16 protein-coding genes are annotated in these 18,299 nt (G+C 37.2%); 12 read left to right on the top strand and 4 right to left on the bottom strand.

Annotated elements, in window-relative coordinates; translation table 11 throughout:
• Positions 1-32 precede the first annotated feature (32 nt).
• Entirely contained in the window at positions 33-449 is a 417-nt protein-coding gene (locus tag DWB64_RS01595; protein WP_129486425.1) for a thioesterase family protein, read from the top strand.
• Positions 450-578: 129 nt separating this feature from the next.
• Positions 579-1,589 (top strand): aldo/keto reductase, encoded by a 1,011-nt coding sequence (locus DWB64_RS01590; RefSeq protein ID WP_129486424.1) that lies wholly within the window; start codon positions 579-581, stop codon positions 1,587-1,589.
• Between the two features lie 56 nt (positions 1,590-1,645).
• Here the strand turns inward: DWB64_RS01590 and DWB64_RS01585 are convergent, their stop codons facing one another.
• Positions 1,646-2,998 (bottom strand): GerMN domain-containing protein, encoded by a 1,353-nt coding sequence (locus DWB64_RS01585; RefSeq protein WP_129486423.1) that lies wholly within the window; start codon positions 2,996-2,998, stop codon positions 1,646-1,648.
• A gap of 210 nt (positions 2,999-3,208) precedes the next feature.
• Between DWB64_RS01585 and rlmD the strand changes: the two genes are divergently transcribed.
• From rlmD to DWB64_RS01570, 3 genes are all read left to right on the top strand, one after another.
• Positions 3,209-4,561 (top strand): 23S rRNA (uracil(1939)-C(5))-methyltransferase RlmD, encoded by a 1,353-nt coding sequence (gene rlmD / locus DWB64_RS01580; RefSeq protein ID WP_129486422.1) that lies wholly within the window; start codon positions 3,209-3,211, stop codon positions 4,559-4,561.
• 301 nt (positions 4,562-4,862) lie between these two features.
• Entirely contained in the window at positions 4,863-5,639 is a 777-nt protein-coding gene (locus tag DWB64_RS01575; RefSeq protein ID WP_129486421.1) for a class I SAM-dependent methyltransferase, read from the top strand.
• 451 nt (positions 5,640-6,090) lie between these two features.
• Entirely contained in the window at positions 6,091-8,358 is a 2,268-nt protein-coding gene (locus DWB64_RS01570) for a TIM-barrel domain-containing protein (protein WP_129486420.1), read from the top strand.
• A 220-nt stretch (positions 8,359-8,578) separates the two neighbouring features.
• Here the strand turns inward: DWB64_RS01570 and DWB64_RS01565 are convergent, their stop codons facing one another.
• From DWB64_RS01565 to DWB64_RS01555, 3 genes are read right to left on the bottom strand one after another with little or no spacing between them, the layout of a single operon-like run.
• Entirely contained in the window at positions 8,579-9,268 is a 690-nt protein-coding gene (locus DWB64_RS01565; RefSeq protein ID WP_129486419.1) for an ABC-2 transporter permease, read from the bottom strand.
• Entirely contained in the window at positions 9,265-9,972 is a 708-nt protein-coding gene (locus DWB64_RS01560; RefSeq protein ID WP_164980170.1) for an ABC-2 transporter permease, read from the bottom strand. The genes DWB64_RS01565 and DWB64_RS01560 overlap by 4 nt, the downstream gene beginning before the upstream one ends.
• Positions 9,953-10,765, bottom strand: coding sequence for an ABC transporter ATP-binding protein (locus DWB64_RS01555; RefSeq protein WP_256369607.1), 813 nt, complete (start codon positions 10,763-10,765; stop codon positions 9,953-9,955). The genes DWB64_RS01560 and DWB64_RS01555 overlap by 20 nt, the downstream gene beginning before the upstream one ends.
• 772 nt (positions 10,766-11,537) lie before the next feature.
• Between DWB64_RS01555 and DWB64_RS01550 the strand changes: the two genes are divergently transcribed.
• From DWB64_RS01550 to DWB64_RS01525, 7 genes are all read left to right on the top strand, one after another.
• Positions 11,538-12,158, top strand: a complete 621-nt coding sequence (locus DWB64_RS01550; protein WP_129486416.1) for a TetR/AcrR family transcriptional regulator — start codon at positions 11,538-11,540, stop codon at positions 12,156-12,158.
• Between the two features lie 26 nt (positions 12,159-12,184).
• The gene (locus DWB64_RS01545) at positions 12,185-13,435 is read left to right on the top strand and encodes an MFS transporter (protein ID WP_243118933.1); all 1,251 of its coding nucleotides are present in this window, start codon (positions 12,185-12,187) and stop codon (positions 13,433-13,435) included.
• 35 nt (positions 13,436-13,470) lie between these two features.
• Entirely contained in the window at positions 13,471-16,035 is a 2,565-nt protein-coding gene (locus DWB64_RS01540) for a PEP/pyruvate-binding domain-containing protein (RefSeq protein WP_129486415.1), read from the top strand.
• A 392-nt stretch (positions 16,036-16,427) separates the two neighbouring features.
• Positions 16,428-16,949 (top strand): AAA family ATPase, encoded by a 522-nt coding sequence (locus tag DWB64_RS19600; RefSeq protein ID WP_348983854.1) that lies wholly within the window; start codon positions 16,428-16,430, stop codon positions 16,947-16,949.
• Entirely contained in the window at positions 16,946-17,383 is a 438-nt protein-coding gene (locus DWB64_RS19595) for a hypothetical protein (RefSeq protein WP_348983855.1), read from the top strand. The genes DWB64_RS19600 and DWB64_RS19595 overlap by 4 nt, the downstream gene beginning before the upstream one ends.
• Before the next feature lie 69 nt (positions 17,384-17,452).
• Positions 17,453-17,809 (top strand): hypothetical protein, encoded by a 357-nt coding sequence (locus DWB64_RS01530; RefSeq protein ID WP_129486414.1) that lies wholly within the window; start codon positions 17,453-17,455, stop codon positions 17,807-17,809.
• A 171-nt stretch (positions 17,810-17,980) separates the two neighbouring features.
• Positions 17,981-18,280, top strand: coding sequence for a hypothetical protein (locus tag DWB64_RS01525; protein WP_129486413.1), 300 nt, complete (start codon positions 17,981-17,983; stop codon positions 18,278-18,280).
• Positions 18,281-18,299 lie beyond the last annotated feature (19 nt).

Here is an 18,299-nt window from a genome sequence, read left to right as displayed (position 1 = left end):
TCTGTTATCCTATCAAGTGGGAGGGTAACTAAATGACACATGACATGACACTTCGCGTGAGATACGGAGAGACGGATCAAATGGGTGTAGTTTATCACAGTAACTACTTCAGGTACTTTGAGGCTGCCAGAGCCAGTTTTTTCAGAGATTTGGGATATTCCTACAAGAGGTTTGAAGAAGAAGGATTCATGCTTCCACTGACAAGCTGCGACTGCGACTTTAAAAAGCCCGCAAAATACGATGATGAGATCATCATCAGAACCACGATAGCATCGCACAAAGGGGTAAGGATCAAACTTGCCTATCAGGCAATCAGAATAGACGACGGCAGGGAAACCCTGTTGGTGGAAGGCAGCACGACGCACGCCTTTGTCAACATGGACATGAAGCCGGTGAACATAAAAAAAGAAAATCCCGAATTTTACAACCTGCTAACTAAGCAAATCTAAAAACCTGTACTGGTAGGCTTTATGTCTACCCACAAAAAAACCTGTACGGGTAGGCTTTATGTCTACCCACAAAAAAACCTTGTAGGGGTAGGCTTTATGTCTACCCGCTCTCTAACCGGAGGTAAAAAAATGCAAAAAAGAAATCTAGGAAACACCGGCCTAGAAGTCAGCGTCATCGGCCTTGGCGGTATTCCCATACAGCGCTTCAACCAGGACATAGCAAACGAGGTCATCGACGAATGCGTCAAACAAGGCGTCAACTTCATCGACTCTGCAAGGGGATACGGCGCCTCTGAAGAGCTGCTGGGCAATGCCCTTATAGGCAGAAGGGATCAGTTCTATCTTGCGACAAAATCACCAGCAAAAACAAAAGAGGCCATGGCAGAAGAAATCGAAAAGAGCCTAAAGGCATTTCAAACCGACTATATCGATGTCTACCAGTGCCACTTCATCAAAGATCTGGAGCAACTGAGCATGATCACAGGAGAAGGCGGAGCCTATGAAGCCCTCTTAGAAGCGAAAAAAGCCGGTAAAATCGGACACATCGGAGCCACGGCCCACAACAAGGACGTATTGCTCAAAGCCATCGAATCGGGCTTATGGGAAACCATCCAGTTTCCGTATAACTTTGTAGAGATCCAGGGACTCGACCTTTTCAAAAGAGCTCACGAACTTGGAATAGGCATACTCGTCATGAAGCCGCTTGCGGGCGGAGCGATCGAGAATGTCAATCTGTCGCTTCAGTTCATCCTAAACAACGACCACATCACAGTCACCATACCTGGCATGGAAAGCAAGGAGCAGGTCATACAGAATGCCGCAGCAGGTAAGGACATCAGACCGCTGACAGCTGAACAGATAGAGTTCATCGACAGTTTCAGAGTGAAGATGGGCAACAACTTCTGCAGACGATGCGGATACTGCGGACCATGTCCTGAGGGAATCGACATACCAAGCATGTTCTCGCTGGACGCCTATCTGACAAGGTATGACCTTAAAGATTGGGCGATAAGCAGATACATGGCGCTACCTGTCACGGCGGGAAGCTGTACAAAATGCGGAGCCTGCGAGCCCAAGTGTCCTTACGACCTGGAGATCCGTTCTATGCTCGAGGAAGTCGCGGCACGATTCGGAAAATAAATAAAACCGTAATTGAGAAGTTCAACTTCTCAATTACGGTTTTTGTTTTAAGTAGCTTATTCGATCACGTACTTGGGATCCACATTGAAGTAATCCGGTCTTGTGAGCGGTACTTCAAAATTGATCGGACCGAGCGAGGAAAGTCTTTCTGTGCCGACATAGAATTCGATCTGTTCCACATAAGGAATGCTAGTCATCGAAAGGCTCAAGCCTTCGAGCAAGGTGTTCACATAGTCTCTGCGGTCGCCGAACATCGACCTGATGTTAGCACTGAACTTGAGTTGAAGCGTTTCGCTGACCAGCTGGGCGTCTACAAGGTTCAGAGAATCAGGGATCAGCGTAGTGATACGTTCATCTTCAGTGTAGCTTGTAGGCGATTTGTAGGCACTGATGATTCTGTTTGCGGTTTCGTAAATATCATCATCAGAGGCGATGTCAAACGGCAGCCAGATCGTGCTGTCATGACTAAGAAGTGGCAGATAGACCTTTGGTTCCCGGTTTACGACAAACTCTGTGGTCAGATCAAGTCCGCCAAACGCCTGCGAATTTTGAGAACCGTTGACGAGCATACGCACCTTGTTCACAATCGTATCGCGAGAAGAGCTTTCCAACGTCTTAATAAGGGTGCTTAGTGAAAGTTTGGCTGCTTCTTGTGTTGTATAGTTCTCAAGTGAGCTCTCGCTAAACTTCAGTTCTAAAAGCCCTGCAGAATACCAGACGTAATTGCTGTAAGGAAAAGCGCTCTCGTTGCTGATGCCCGGAAGGGAAGGTGCCACATAGAGCGTGTTCAGGATCCTTCTAAAATAGTTGCTTCCGCTTTCCATTTTGGTGTAGACCGGTATATTGAATAAATTGTTTTCATCCGGGTAATAAAAAGGTGCAAGTTCAGTTGTAACCTGGTCGGCAGACAGTCCGTTTGGCTTTAGCATGTCGTCCGGGTAGAAGGTGCTGAACTCATTTTTGAGAACTTGGTCAGAAATGCTTGCAGTAATCGTGAGCATATAGTTCTCATGACCGAGACTCAACGAACTCTGATCAATCGCAACGGTGATCACGTATCGGGTATCTTTTTTTGTATGTGTGATGGTCAGTTCAGATGTGCCATAGCTCTTATTCATGCCAGAAGCGCCTTGTACAACCAGCTCGATCGCCAAATCTGAAAGTTCGGTATCGCCGATAGGTCGGTTTGTGTCGACTGCGAAAGCGTACTCGTTTGGAGCGATGAAATAATCGTCGGTCGTCAGAGGCGTCATCGAATAATGGATAGGATCTTCCGCAATCTCTTCTGCTGTTTCGTCGGGTGCGAATATGGAACTGAAGTCAATTTCAAAAGCGGTGGTATTTATCGGGATGACATAAACCGTATAGATTAGTAGTACATAAATTAACAGGGTCATAATGCGCTTCATTTAAGAGCCTCCGGATTAGTGGTCTATTTTATGTGTTAACAGATTTACACCATATGGTATATCTTGATTTAAAATAAGTTGTCATACACTTATATTATAGAAAAAAAATTCTGTCTTTACTACACAAACATCAAAATAATTCATAAAAGCTGTTCATTTATCAGATTCTCTGATAATGTATGGTAGTAAACTATAAAGAAGAGGTGGACTATGCAACTTAAAAGCATTATCGAAATCAACATCACAGACATGTCAGAAGACGGAGCAGGAATAGGACGAATCGACAACCGTGTCGTATTTGTACAAGGCGCAATCGTCGGCGACACCGTAAACGCGCAGATCATGAAAGTCAAAAAGAACTTCATGATGGCAAAAATAGTAAAAGTACTTGTGCCCTCAGAGCACAGAATCAACCCACCTTGCCCGCACGCCTACAGCTGTGGCGGTTGTTCGGTACAACACCTCGATTATGACGAACAGCTGGTAAGAAAGCAAGAACTGGTCAAGAACGCGATCGAAAGAATCGGTGGACAAAACGACTTCATCTTAAAAGACATCATAGGAATGACATTCCCGTATCATTATAGAAATAAGGCGCTTTACCCTGCGGACAACATCAGGGGTCAAGTGGTGTTTGGATTCTACAAAGCGGGCACACATACCCTAGTGCCCATCGAAGAGTGCATGATCCAGCACAAGGACAACGCCGGAATACTCGAGATCATCAAAAAATGGGCCAACGACCATCAGATCACCGTCTATAACGAAAAGACACATAGGGGACTTTTAAGACACGTCTTCATCAGATCCACCATCAAGGGCGATCACATGGTCGGCTTTATCTTAAACGGCGACGCGCTACCCTACCAGGACGAGCTGACAGCCAGCCTGACAGACGCCTACCCGTCGATAGTCAGCATCATGAAGAACAAACAGACAAGACGCGGAAACACCATCATGGGACCGGAATTTGTAAAAGTATACGGTAAGGAAACCGTAGTCGACGCCATCAACGAGCTCGAATTCGAACTCGCCATGCCGTCCTTCTTCCAAATCAACCCTGAACAGACCGTCGCGCTCTACGACAAAGCGATCGAGTACGCTGCGCTTACAGGCAACGAGATCGTCTGGGACATCTATTCAGGCGCTGGAACCATCAGCCTGAACCTAGCGAAAAACGCAAAACACGTCATCGGCAACGAAATCGTAGAACAGGCCGTTGAAAACGCAAGGCAGAACGCAAAACATAACAAGATCACAAACGTCGAGTTCATCGCAGGCCCCGCCGAAATCGAAGTGCCAAAATGGCTTGAAACAGGCGCAAAAGCCGACGTAGTCGTACTAGACCCACCAAGAAAAGGCGCCGAAGTAGAAGTGCTCGACGCCATCATCACCATGAACCCAGACCGAATCGTCTACGTATCCTGCAAACCAAGCACCCTTGCAAGGGACATCAAGCACCTTACAGAAAACGGGTATAAGCTTGTAGAAGTGACACCGGTTGATATGTTCCCGCATAGCATGCATGTGGAGACGGTTGTGAAGCTTAAACTAACATTATAAATAAATACAAAATATTAAATCAAGTTTTGAGATTAATTTCTCAAAACTTTTTTCTTGGAATGAGATTCGATCATTTGTGTGGGAGTAGACATTATTGTTTTTGTTTTATGTCACAATTTGTTTAGGATCATCTAGAATGAACCGTATCATAGGTGACTGCGGTTTTTTGTTCTTATCAATGTGTATTTATCTCGAATGAAATGTTGTGTTAAAATGATATATATAAGTCGAAATGAGTTAATTAGACATTTGGAAATAATCCGAGTTGCCTAGCAAAATAGTTATTGGAGGGAAAGTAAAAATGAACTTATCAAATGTTTCAAAGACAGCTATTATAACAATGACATGTCGTTCTTCACAAACAGAGAACCTTAAGTCAGATTTCAATGATCCAATGTCTACTCAGAGTCTGAGAAGATTAACTGACTTAGCATCTGAATCAGAAAAGAAAACCATTCATAAAATTAAAAAGATGTATGGTAAATATTCAAAAAAGGAAGCTCAGTCACTTGTTAAGCGAGTTAGTAGTATAGATCGTATTATAAATGACTATATATTAAATCATCAAGATTGTACTGTCATCAATATTGCCTGCGGTTTTGACACTAGATACTGGAGGCTAGACAGAAGAGATTGTACTTATATTGAGCTTGATCTTCCTGAGGTAATTGATCAGAAGAAAGAGTTATTAGGAGACCAGATAAACTATAACATGATTTCAACATCGGTTTTAAATTTTGATTGGATCGACGAAGTAACTAAAGAAGGAAATAGTAATTTCGTACTTGTAATGGAAGGCCTACTTATGTACTTTGAAGAGGAAGATGTGAAAAAGCTTCTAGGTGCAATATCGGAAAGATTTTCTAATTCTCTACTTGTGACAGATGCATTAGATAAGAAACTTACTGAAGGTCTGTATAAAAAAATTGGTGACTGGTCTTCAAAACTTTTACTTGGTTTTGAATTGGGCTGGAACTTTGGATTTGAGAAGGCTGAAGATATTGAAACTTATGGAAACTATAGACTAATAGGTGTAGAGGGAAAGCAACCATATGTGATTACTGCATCAATTAAGTAAATTGAATTCAGTAATACTGATGATTTTCAATATAAAGCGCTAATATTATGATAAATTATAAAGCAATCATATGTGTATGTTGCATCGAAAATACTGATGGTCTTTAATTAGTGAAAAAAAACGCAGTTTAGTGAGATACGGTGAACCCTACCATAAATAGTCACATCATGACAAATTGAAAAGATTTACTTGAATATTAAATAGATAATCATATAGAATTTTGGTAACAATATTGGATACATAGTTTATCTGCGACCTAGCTACAACACATGTGGAGTGCTGATGACTGCACATATAAAGGGTATATCATTGTTGATATCACCTTTATTATGTGCAGCTGTAGCATTCTATTTAATGAACCTAGAGAATATACACATAAATAGTGAAAAATCCAATGTGGTTTTATCGAGTACAATGATTTAAAATTGACTTAATAGAAAGGATAGATAGTATGAATGAAATTGTAATTGATCAAGCGCGCTTTACCTGTATAACACCAAGTCTGGTACGGATGGAGTACTCAGAAAAAAGTGATTTTGAGAATCGAAAGAGTGTAAGACTTCAAGTTGAATATGAAGATCAGACATTTATGACAGTTAATAATGAAGGTGATCAATATACACTTAAGACATCAGATCTGACAATTGAATACCAGAGTGATGGTCAGTCTTTTCATGATGGAAACTTAAGAGTTTATAGTCATAATGTACATTGGCAACCAGATCAAGTTGATAACAGTAACTTAGGAGGGGTTCATTTGGCAATGGACTGTATACAAAGAGGGATGATACCTAATTCAGTACATTCAGCTACTAAGGCATACCATCACAACGATTCTGAGTATCATTTGTGGCGATATTTGTTTGGCGAATCTGATGTTGTTGATCCAGACGTACATTATGATGAACATAATTTATCATTGGAGCAGCTTCTGGCACTTAAACCTCTTGAGAACTTATCACTAGAGCTACAGAAATTAATTAAAGAAAGATTATGTTATCCTCCAGGGCTACTGAGTGAAAGTGGTTATTTCTTATACAATGATTCTAAAACACCTGTTTATGATCATAGTAAATGGCCTGTTGAAAGAATAGGATCAAATTTAGACTATTATATCTTCATATACGATACGGATTATAGAAAAGCTCTTAGAGATTATAGAAGACTATTTGGTGCAACACCTATGATTCCCAAATATACTCTAGGATTGTGGTTTAGTAGATACCCTACACGAAACCAAAATGAATTGTTGCAATTGGTTGAAACTTTCAAAGAAAAAGAATTACCTTTAGATGTACTGGTTTTGGATTTGGAATGGCATAAAAGTGGTTGGTATGGTTTTGATTGGAATCATGATGAGTTTCCTACACCTAACGAGTATATTAAGACTTTAAAAGAACAAAACATATACACTGTTTTGAATGTTCACCCTGATGGTGTACCAGTTCTAGATGCTGGGTTTGATGAGTTTGAAAGTAAATCTAGTATAAAGAGAGAGACTTCTAAAGAGATCTGTTACATAGACCTTTATCAGAAAAAAACATCTGAGGCTTTTATGGAAGTCTTTCATCAACCACAATTTGACAAGGGTATTGAATTTTGGTGGATAGATGGATCAAGTCATGTCTCGCTTGAGTCGTTAGGAAATCAATTTTTCACTAATGAAGTCTATATGGATCATATAAGAAAACAAAACGATAAAAGACCAATTATATGCTCAAGATCTGCTGGACTTGGGAGTCATCGACATGCGATACACTTCACTGGTGATACCTACTGCCAGTTTGAAGTACTTAAATCTCAAGTGGAATATACCCTTCGTGCAGGTCATATAGGTCAAAGTTTTATTTCACATGATATTGGAGGACATATGTGGCCCTACAAGCATATCAATCCAGAATTACTTTGTCGCTGGTATCAATTTGGTGCAATGAGTCCAATTTTTAGATTACATTCTTCGGGTGGTAGTGAACGATTACCATGGATTTATGATTCAATAGTTGAATCCGCTTTAAAAAATGTAATGTATTTTAGAATGACCTTAATGCCATACTTATATACTCTGGTTAAAGAAAGTCATGAAACATGTTTACCAATGTTACGATCAAACATCTTATCAGATCCTCAATGGGGAGCAGGCAAAACATGCTGGGATAGTTATTATCTCGGTGACAGAATTTATTGTACTCCAATTCTTGATGAAAGAGGTTTTCGATGGATCAATTTGCCCAAAGGTACTTGGTTCTCTGGATTTATGAGTGAAGTGATAAAAAGTGATGGTAATAAAAATCATTATATTATTAATAAAGTTGATCAGTTACCACCACATTACTACAAAGCAAATAAGCTTATCGTTAAACAGCCTTATGAATTGAGGGCTTCGTCGACACCAAAAAAGATCCAATTGGAGTTGTACTGGGAAAAAGATTTGATAGATGACTGTTACACTTTATACGAAGATGATGGTTACACAAATGACTGTGATAAAGATTATATGGAGACTACATTCTGTTTGAAAGGTGAAGAGACTTTTACTCTAGATATTAGAGTGAATCAAAATGGACAATTTGACGTACCTCATCGTATTTATGATTTGACGGTTTATTCAACTGAACCCTTTAAGTTAAATGGCAAAATGAGTACACAAGATTCAAAAGATATGTACCACTCTGTTCATATTGATAATTTAGATGAAATAACACAATTTGATATAAGTTAATAAGTCACAAGCTTTCGTTGAAGTATAATTATTTGACTATACAAGCAAATAAAAAGTGTCTCCACATGTGAAGTGTTGATCACTACTCATAAAGAATAAACTATTTGTAGGTACTTTGTTTCTGATTATTATGGGGAGTTAGGCGAGTGTCCGTAAATAAGTTTGTATTAATTAGGTTATTTAAAACTACTCAGATAAAATCATCTTGAGTGGTTTATTTTTAGGCTATATCTTTCTGTTTAAGTGTATGAACAGAAAACATGACTGAAAGGAAGAGGAGTCCAATCAATAATAGAATTATTATTAGATAGAAGCCTGTTCCTAAGTGATTGTAATGATTGAAGACACCGATAAATACGTTAAAGATACCCCCACCTGGTACTAAGAAGTTTGATTGAATCCATTTTTCTACAACTACCATTCCCATTCCGTATAGTAATGCAAAAGACCCCATGACTATGCGTACACCAACTTTTAGTCCATACTTAAAAAGCAGAGGGTAACAAACACTGATGATGAGAATTATAGGTGTTGTACAAAATGTCAAACCTCTCAATGAAAGTAGTTGATCGAGTTCTAATTTTGCCTCTGTGTACTTTAAACTGAGTAGATACATAATCAGAACACTAATACCAATTAAGGTGAAACTGAAGAGTAGAGTGCTTATATATTTTGAAATGACAAATGTTTTCCTGGAAACTGACATAGAAAGGATTAACTGATGTAACTGATGGTCTCCAATAAACACAATTATCGCTACGATTGATGGTAACATAATAACTGTCAGACCCAGAATACCTTTTATGGAGCTGAATCGAATACATAAATAAGTGTATAGTATGATGCTGACTAGCATCCCTAACATGAGCAAGGTATAAACTTTTATATCTTTATTAATTAGGGCTTTCATGATGGATCACCAATATCTTTCTTAGATATCAGTAAAAGGGACATGCCTATTGAAAGTGTTAATAATGCACATACACTGACAATTATTTGCACTAGAAACATTTTTGGTCCAGTATTGTTAACGTAGTTTGTAATATGTGATGTTATTACAGGGAATATATCCTCTTTTGAGTATTGCACACTTGTTTCCAATGTTTTTTCCAAATAAACTAAACCTAATATGAGTCCTATAAGGAAGATAGCGAACATTAGAATTATAACTCCGCTAGCTTTAGATTTTGAAAATCGGAAGTAAACAGGAAACAAGAAGCTGGAACATAAAACTACTGGGAAACACATAATCAAGAATCCTGTCATACTGTATAATTGATTAAAATCAATAGAAGTTTTAAATTTTGTGATGATATAACTGTAAACCAACCCAATAACAATTACAAGAAAGGCAAATATTAATCCACCTAAATACTTACTGAATACAAATTGGTATCGATTAACGGGCAATGAAAGGGTTAATCGTTCATACTTTATATCATTCAATAATAAGACAGTTGGTAATGTCATTGGATATATTATAAGCATTAACACCGTTAAAGTACCGTTATGATCAATAAAAATTCCAAATGACATCATCATCAATATGATCAATGTTTGAAACACAATTATATGATTGAAAGATTTATAATCCTTAAAGATTAAACGCATCATCATTTTCACTCCTTTCGTGAAAGTACATGATATCCTCGAGCATTGGTTGTGTGACATTTGAACATAACTCTTCTGCATTAGGATGATGTGTGATGAGTGCAGTATAATTCTCCTGTTTTTTTTCTATACCTATCAGGTGATTGTTTAAAACATTTGGCAATGACTCTCTTCCTTTGATTAACTGAAAGCTGTTGAATACATTGACCTTAGTATCTGAAATAATAATTTCACCACTACGGATGTAAGTGATAGAATCGGCTATTTTTTCGATGTCATCAGTTATGTGTGATGAGAAGAGTATTGATAGTTCTTCTTTGGATCTGATATTCAACAATAGGGACAAAAATTCATTTCTGAACACTGGATCAAGTCCGGACGTTGGTTCGTCTAATATTAACAGTTTGGCATGATGTGATAGTGCAAGTGCTAAATTGTATTTTAATTTCATACCTCGGGACATTGTTTTAAACCGCATTGTCTCAGACAATTTGAATGCGGTGATGTATTTTTTGTAGACGCTATGATCCCAATTACTATAAAAAGGGCGGATGATCTTGGTAATTTTTTTTAGTTTGAAATCGTAAAATTGCGGATTGTCATATACAAAACCGATTTGATCTTTGATAGCTGGTGTCTTGAACGGATCCTCTCCAAGTATACATATATCACCTTTATCCTTTACATAAAGTCCCATAAGAAGTTTGATAATAGTTGTTTTACCTGCACCATTAGAACCGATTAATCCCATGATACAGTCGTTTTTTAAATGGAATGATACATTGTCAAGGTAAATCCTTTAAACTTCTTTGTCACATTATCAAATTGAATCGTATACATTATATTCCTTCTTTCTTAAATAGACATCTGATGTTAACGAAAGAATCATATCCTAAAAATCATTACTATTGCCAAATTATTGATATGATTGATGTCATTCCAATTGAATTCTTATTGATGTGTACAATTTCACAATCAAATCTACAATTATATTCACATTTTACCCACTATGCAGTCTATGAAACTTTATCTTCTTAATGTTATAGTCGCTACTGCAATGATCATTTATTTAATTTACATCTAAAAAGTTCAAAATAAATAATTGGAGATGAGTTATTTATGTCTATATCAATACCGTCTTTTAAAATGTCTGCGACCTAGTTACAACACATGTGGAGACTGTAGTAGCACTATACAAAAAAGACTGATCGTATTTGCCCATATACCGCTTAAAACCAAGCTTTTTATGTTTAAGACGGATATTGCGAATTATCGCGATAAAGAATTGAAAGATGAAATCATCGTAAGACTTGGCTTTTGGATGCAAAATATAGGGACATAAGAATTGAATAAAAAATGTGAATCCACTGGTGTAGAATCGGTGGATATTTCTTTGGAAAAATTTATAGATTTTAACTAAACACATATTCCATTGGATGACTTGAATATCAACATAAAATGACCTTGAAAAGAACTTAGTAGTATGGTATTTACAATTTGACCGAAATGGTTTATTATGATATTCTAATTATAGACCGTTTCGGTTTATTAAAGGAGGATAAAAGAGAATGAATGTAGAGTTGCAAAATATAGATCTAAATAATGAAAAAATCCCAAGGGTTATTAACAGTGCTTTTGAAATATTTACAAAGAATGACTATGAAAAAGCATCAATGAATAACATTGTTAAAGCATCTGGAGTATCAAAGGGACTCATTTATCATTATTTTGGTAATAAAGAGGGGTTATTCAATTTTCTGTTTGATTTCGCAATGAATATGAGTTTCAAAGGTATAAATGACAGTATTGATTGGACCAATACAGACTTTTTTGATCGGTACAAGATGATGGTTGCCGCAAAACTTGGTTATTTCAAAACATATCCCTATATGCTTTCTTTTTTTGATAAGTATCGCACCCATACCAGAACAAAGAATATCAAAATAAATTTTGAAAAGGAGTATCCTGGATTTCGCGATAAAATTTATCATTATAACATTTTATTTGATACCTTAAGAGAAGATGTTGATGTTGAGAAGATGATTAATGTCCTCAGATGGACAGTCAAAGGTATGATGCAGGATTTTATTGATAGCTATGAAGTGGATGAATTTGATATCAAAACTAATCATTTTATAGAAGAGTGCGATGAGTATATTGATTTTATGAAAGAGCAATTCTATAAGTAATTTATATTTCACAACATAAAAGGAAGGTGAAAAAAATAAATAAACTAAATACAAATCTGATATTACTTCTATTTGGACGAGTTGTTTCAGATATTGGTTCCTCCATACAAATGTTGATTCTACCTCTATATATTATTGATATTGGTGGATCAGCAGCAACAATTGGACTATCCACATTCTTGTCATTAATGCCGATTATGTTGGCATACCCCTTTGCAGGTGTGATGGGGGATCGACTGAATAGGAAGTATATCATGGTAGGAGCAGATTCATTGAGTGCTATTTTTGTACTCGTACTGGCGCGACAGTCCTATTTTGGCCATATGAATCTGATTATGCTATTAACAGTTCAAGGGTTTGTTGCACTTTTTTATGGTTTCTTTGATCCTGCAACAAAGGGTATGATACCCCAGCTTGTAGAATCAGATATGTTAGCTAGGACAAATGCTAAAGTTGCAACACTTAGAATTATGTCAGGTATGATTGCGCCACTGGTTGCAATGGCACTCTATACACGATATGGTATCACATTGTTATTTTTGATTAATGGGATTTCCTTTCTAGTTTCTGCATTATCAGAATCAATGATTAAGTACAAACATGTTGGGAAAAAATCGATTGCAGGGTTAAAAGGTGTATTTTTGGATTTGAAAGATGGCATCATGTTTATAAGGAATGCTGTTCTCATAAAAAGATTAAGCATATTCTTTTTAATGGTATTTGCCTTAATTCATCCAGTCATCAGTGTTGTATTACCTTTGTTTTTTAGAACCGAACTTAATTATACAGATACAGTATATGGATATCTTCAAGTGGTCTTGATATTTGGTGCTTTAGTTGGCAGTATCGGAGCAGGTTTTAGTTCAAAAGATAACAACATGAAAAAAACATTCCTTGCCGGTGTAGCTGTTATGTCCTTAGCGCTCATAGGGTTTGCAGTTATGTTACTTCCGACTATAGTAGGTAGGCTTGGAAATGATAGTTTTATATATTTGATAGGGTTCGGTTTTACGTTGTTTATGATGTACACAGCTATTATGTTTGTGAGTATACCTTTACAAACGATCATTCAGAAGCAAACAACACCGGAATACATGTCAAGAGTTTTCTCCATTGTAGGTGTCATCAGTAAAGGCGGTATGCCACTCGGTGCACTAATATATGGTGCAGTACTAGACAAAGTATCCATTCATACGACTGCAATGATTGCAAGTGTCATCGTTTTATTACTATCATTGGAGTTCCTTAATAAAATCAGACAAATGGAAGAATTTTAAACAGTTCAAAAATAATAAACTATACGGAGGTTATTATGATTTATAAGTTTAATGGCAGTGAGGTACGAAAACTAAATCAAGTAGGTGGTAAAGCAAAAGCTTTAATAGAAACTACATTGGCAGGTTTTCCTGTGCCAGAGGGTATTTCTTTATCTGTTGATTTCTTTGAGGTCTGGTTAAGACAAATTAAGACCAGTGCTCAGTGGAAAAAGATGTTAGAGGAGACAACCAAGGAAAATTGTGATTTAATTGTGAATGATGCAAAAGCTATGATTTTCTCAGATGAAATGAAAGATACCTTTTTATTTGAAATGAAATCGCTTGAAGGCGATATTTTCGCTGTACGTTCATCATCACCAGAAGAGGATCTAGAAGGTACGAGCTTTGCTGGTATGTACGAAACATTATTAGGACAAAAAAGAGAGCAACTAGAAAATGCGGTGGCAGAAGCCTTTTCATCTTGTTTTGATTTTAGAGTTATGGCCTATAAAAAGCAAAACGGTATGGATCTTAATGGTACATCGATTGCTGTAATCGTACAACGTCAAATAGCATCGGATGTGAGTGGTGTTGGCTTTTCTTTAAACCCACTAAATAACTGCTTTGATGAAGTTATGATCAATGCTTCATTTGGTCTAGGAGAAGCCATTGTATCAGGAATTGTTACACCAGATACCTACCTTGTTGACAGTCTAGAAGATAAAATAATTGAAAAGAAGATTGGTGAGAAGAAGATTGCCATATGGCTTGATGAAAATAATGGTACTTCCCAGGCACAAAACAAAAATGCTGAAGAACAAGCTTTAGATGATGGTCAAATCATTGAACTATCTAGGCTTATTAAGAAGTGTGAAAAATATTATGGTAAACCGATGGATATAGAGTGGGCTTATGAAAATGGACAATTATATTTACTGCAGAGTAGACCTATAACAACACACTTTCCGTTCTTTAAAGAATTATTAACCGAGCCAGGTAAGAACAAACGCTTTTATATAGATTTGATGGCGCTTACACAAGGATTTGACCAACCAATGAGTGTTCTTGGAATGGAACTATGGGCACATATGCTTCTAGAAATAAAAATGCATATGATGACACCACAGGCGAATGGTTCTGTACCGGCTATTTATGGTAAAGAATACATTAGTTTGACGGCTTTTCAGAAGGTTGTTGGCAAGAAGGCAGGGTTGAAATTCGTCAATACCTACGATGGTAACATAAAAAAAATCTTTGATGAAATTGATCTTGACGCAAATCCATTTGAAGGTGAAGTTGAAGGTACAAAAGATACCAAAAAGATTATGTTTAAGAGTATTCTAAAGATGTTGCCTAGTATGCTTAGTGGCGCTTTTGGTAACTATAAGAAGGCTGTTAAAGCATATGATGAGATGTCAGATAAAATACTCGCTGAAGTTGATCAACTAACTGGAGAAGGTGATTTTTCAAAGCTTTCGAAAGATGTGTTAACCTTAATGAACGAGGTAATGGGAACAGCACCTGTTATCATCGCAGGTATGATTAGTAATGCAAAGATGTCTAAGATTTTTAAAGGTGACGATGTTGCAAAAGAATTAGCTGCAATGAACATGGATCTTGATGGTAACCCAACGAGTGAAATGGGACACCTGCTTCTAGCAATGGCTAGTGATGATGCTTTCAGAGAGATCTCTTCAAGAAGCGCATTTATAGAAAGGTCAGATAAGAGAGACTTTTCGGATAGTTTTTTGAAACTGTTTGATGAATTTATGGATAAATTCTCAGCAAGAGGGTTTAATGAAATAGACATAGCCGCTAAGAGGATTTATGAAGACTTAGGCATGCTTTATGATAAGTTGATTGAGATTAACATAGAGGACAATCATATGCATTTAGTTGTTGCTAAACGACAAGAAGCTTATGATAAACTGCTAGTGGTAGCAAAGAAAAAGGGTAAAGAGAAAAAGTTTGTTGATGCTGCAGCAAGGATGAAAGCAACCTTTGGCTATCGTGAGCACCCTAAGTATATGATTGTCATTATTATGGCCAAACTTCATGATATTTGTCTGGAAATTGCAAACAAGTGGGTTGACCAGGGGCGATTGGACCAACCATATGATATCTTTGATCTAACAACAAAGGATATAGATAAAGCACAGAAAGATCAATCATTTGATATAAGAGCTGCAAGAGAAGGTAATCTATCGGGCTATATCGAATCAAATGATTGGCCACTTGTTATTGATAGTCGCGGAAAGATTTATAAGGCAAAGTTGGAAGTGAAAGACGGCGACTATGTTGGCGATGCTATAGCACCAGGAAGAGTTACTGCAAGAGCCAAAGTACTTCATTCTCCATATGAAAAGCCATTAAATCCAGGTGAAATATTAGTCGCGAAATTCACTGAACCTTCATGGACACCTATATTTACTAACGCTGATGGTGTTGTAATGGAAATCGGTGGACCACTTCAACATGGAGGAATTATTGCAAGAGAATATGGAATTCCATGTGTCAGCGGACTTATGGGTATCATGGATATAATTAAGGATGGAGATTTATTGGAAGTGGATGGGTATAATGGCTTAGTGAGGATAATAGAATCTTCAAAAGATAGGTAAGTTGGTATTTCATATTTTATAAAATACACCATATTTATTCATATAGCTATTGAGTGGAAGAGATATCACAATAAAGATTTTAAGCAAAATTACCTATTTAATTTTAAAAATTGACACAGATTATTTTAACGGAGAATAAAACAAAATATTTTCAGCACCCCCCTATCTATTTTCGGCTTATAGATAGGGGGATTTTTTTATATTTTTTTGGTACACCCCTATGATTTTTCGGCGTAACAGTGAGGGGGGAAAATAATCTTGAAAAAGTTTCGCCCACCTCATGTGTTTTTTCGGCTAATAGGTGAGGGGGAAGAATTAAAATGCAAAATGAATAGACCAACCCCCTCGAAAAATCGGCTTATAAGTATAGGGACAAAAAGGAGGTAAACAAGTTGGAACATGAAAATGAACTAAAACTCATCAATATGAGTGATGTTGAGGTAACAGAAGTGAAATGGTTATGGAAGCCTTATATTCCCATTGGGAAAATCACCATTATTCAAGGTGATCCAGGAGAGGGGAAGACGACCATGATTTTGGCAATTGCATCAGCACTGACGACAGGTGCCATATTGCCTTTAAGTGAGGAGGCTTTAGAATGTAGCAATGTTATTTACCAAACAGCAGAAGATGGCTTAAGTGACACTATTAAACCAAGGTTATTAGCAGCAGGTGCTGATTGTAGCAAAGTAATTGTTATTGATGAAAGTCATAAGGAGCTAACTTTATCAGATAAGAGGATTGGAGAAGCCATTATAGAGACGAATGCCCAGCTACTTATCATTGATCCCTTACAGGCTTATTTAGGTTCTGGTGTAGATATGCATAGGGCAAATGAAATCAGACCCATTTTCAAGAATCTTTCTAGCGTAGCAGAGAGAACGGGCTGTGCCATTGTCATTATTGCCATATGAATAAAGCTGGCGGTACCAAAGGGCTTTACCGTGGACTAGGTTCTATTGATATTACAGCTGCCGCTAGAAGTGTTCTCTTAGTAGGGAGGGTAAGAGCAGAGCCAACTATACGAGTATTGGCGCAGATCAAATCAAGCTTAGCACCTGAAGGCAAGAAAAATGCCTTTAAGCTGGATGAAAAAAATGGCTTTAAGTGGATAGGAGAATACGACATTGAGTTAGATGAATTACTTGGTGGTAGTTCAACGGAAAGTGTTCTAAAACGAGCAGAAAAGCTGATTAAAGAAGTTCTTGATGATGGTGCTAAAGCCAGTGATTATGTTGTTGAAAGAGCAAAAGAGAAGCAGATATCTCAAAGAACACTGAAGACCGCTAAAAAGAATCTTGAAGTGAAATCTATTAAAACAAAGGAAGGGTGGAAATGGCAGTTATAAAATTAAGGGTGCAAGGGGGCAATGCTTATAACCTTTGCACGCTTGCACCCTTGAAAGGCTGGTGAAGATATGTTAGGCAAGTTATTTGGTGTAGAAGAAGTAAAAGCAGAATTACAAGAAGCGAGGGAAGAGATCCAAGTACTTGAACATAAACTTGAGCGCAAGGAAAAGGTCATAAAGCAACTTGAAGATGCCGTGATGATATTGGAAGAAAATATTAAATCATTGCTTGATGAAAATGACCAATTAAAGGCACGTCCAGATCATTTTGGACGAACATCAAGAGCATCTGGTGAACATATGAGACTTCTTAAAATGTATCAGTGCAATCAATTATCCTATCGGGAAATTGCAGATAAAATGACAGAATATACCGGTGAGAAATGGTCCAAAAGTACAGTTCACTATTTGCTGACGAAACCATAATGCCTTCATCTTCAATATCCCAAATAAATCCGAAAGCGTCTAGTTTGTTACTGGACAGTAGGAAAAGCCAGAGGATTTATTTACCCTGTTTTAACAGGGGCAAGCTTCCACTTTGTACAGCCAAAGTGTCTAAAAGTGGGAAAGCCCACACCCATTTGCAGGAGGAACATTATGAGACAGCGAAACAAGCAAATCAATATACGCTTAACAGAAAAAGATAGAACAAAAATTATAAAGTTAGCAACTAAGAGTAGATGTAAATCATTAACGGATTATATCCTAGATAAAGCTTTAAACAAAGAAATAATCCAGTATGATTTGCATGAAATAAATGCAAGACTATCAAAGCTTGGGGGTGAGTTAAATCATTTGGTGGTGTTATGTCATCAAGGAAAAATTAAATTGGTGAATATGACAAAATACACCAAAGAACTAGAAGAGCTACAGGAGGCTCTTAAGAACTTAAAATAATATAAAAAGACGATCAAGC

It is taken from the genome of Fusibacter sp. A1 (genome assembly GCF_004125825.1).
Classification (GTDB): domain Bacteria; phylum Bacillota; class Clostridia; order Peptostreptococcales; family Acidaminobacteraceae; genus QQWI01.
Note: the sequence above shows the minus strand (reverse complement) of the source record. Positions and strands in the feature narration are given on the sequence as shown.

Coding starts and splice junctions, on each gene's coding strand:
- DWB64_RS19595 (WP_348983855.1), top strand. CDS start 16,946: ATGAATAAAGCTGGCGGTACCAAAGGGCTTTACCGTGGACTAGGTTCT.
- DWB64_RS01560 (WP_164980170.1), bottom strand. CDS start 9,972: ATGATGCGTTTAATCTTTAAGGATTATAAATCTTTCAATCATATAATT.
- DWB64_RS01530 (WP_129486414.1), top strand. CDS start 17,453: ATGTTAGGCAAGTTATTTGGTGTAGAAGAAGTAAAAGCAGAATTACAA.
- DWB64_RS01575 (WP_129486421.1), top strand. CDS start 4,863: ATGAACTTATCAAATGTTTCAAAGACAGCTATTATAACAATGACATGT.
- DWB64_RS01585 (WP_129486423.1), bottom strand. CDS start 2,998: ATGAAGCGCATTATGACCCTGTTAATTTATGTACTACTAATCTATACG.
- DWB64_RS01590 (WP_129486424.1), top strand. CDS start 579: ATGCAAAAAAGAAATCTAGGAAACACCGGCCTAGAAGTCAGCGTCATC.
- DWB64_RS01570 (WP_129486420.1), top strand. CDS start 6,091: ATGAATGAAATTGTAATTGATCAAGCGCGCTTTACCTGTATAACACCA.
- DWB64_RS01595 (WP_129486425.1), top strand. CDS start 33: ATGACACATGACATGACACTTCGCGTGAGATACGGAGAGACGGATCAA.
- DWB64_RS01525 (WP_129486413.1), top strand. CDS start 17,981: ATGAGACAGCGAAACAAGCAAATCAATATACGCTTAACAGAAAAAGAT.
- DWB64_RS01565 (WP_129486419.1), bottom strand. CDS start 9,268: ATGAAAGCCCTAATTAATAAAGATATAAAAGTTTATACCTTGCTCATG.
- DWB64_RS01550 (WP_129486416.1), top strand. CDS start 11,538: ATGAATGTAGAGTTGCAAAATATAGATCTAAATAATGAAAAAATCCCA.
- rlmD (WP_129486422.1), top strand. CDS start 3,209: ATGCAACTTAAAAGCATTATCGAAATCAACATCACAGACATGTCAGAA.
- DWB64_RS01540 (WP_129486415.1), top strand. CDS start 13,471: ATGATTTATAAGTTTAATGGCAGTGAGGTACGAAAACTAAATCAAGTA.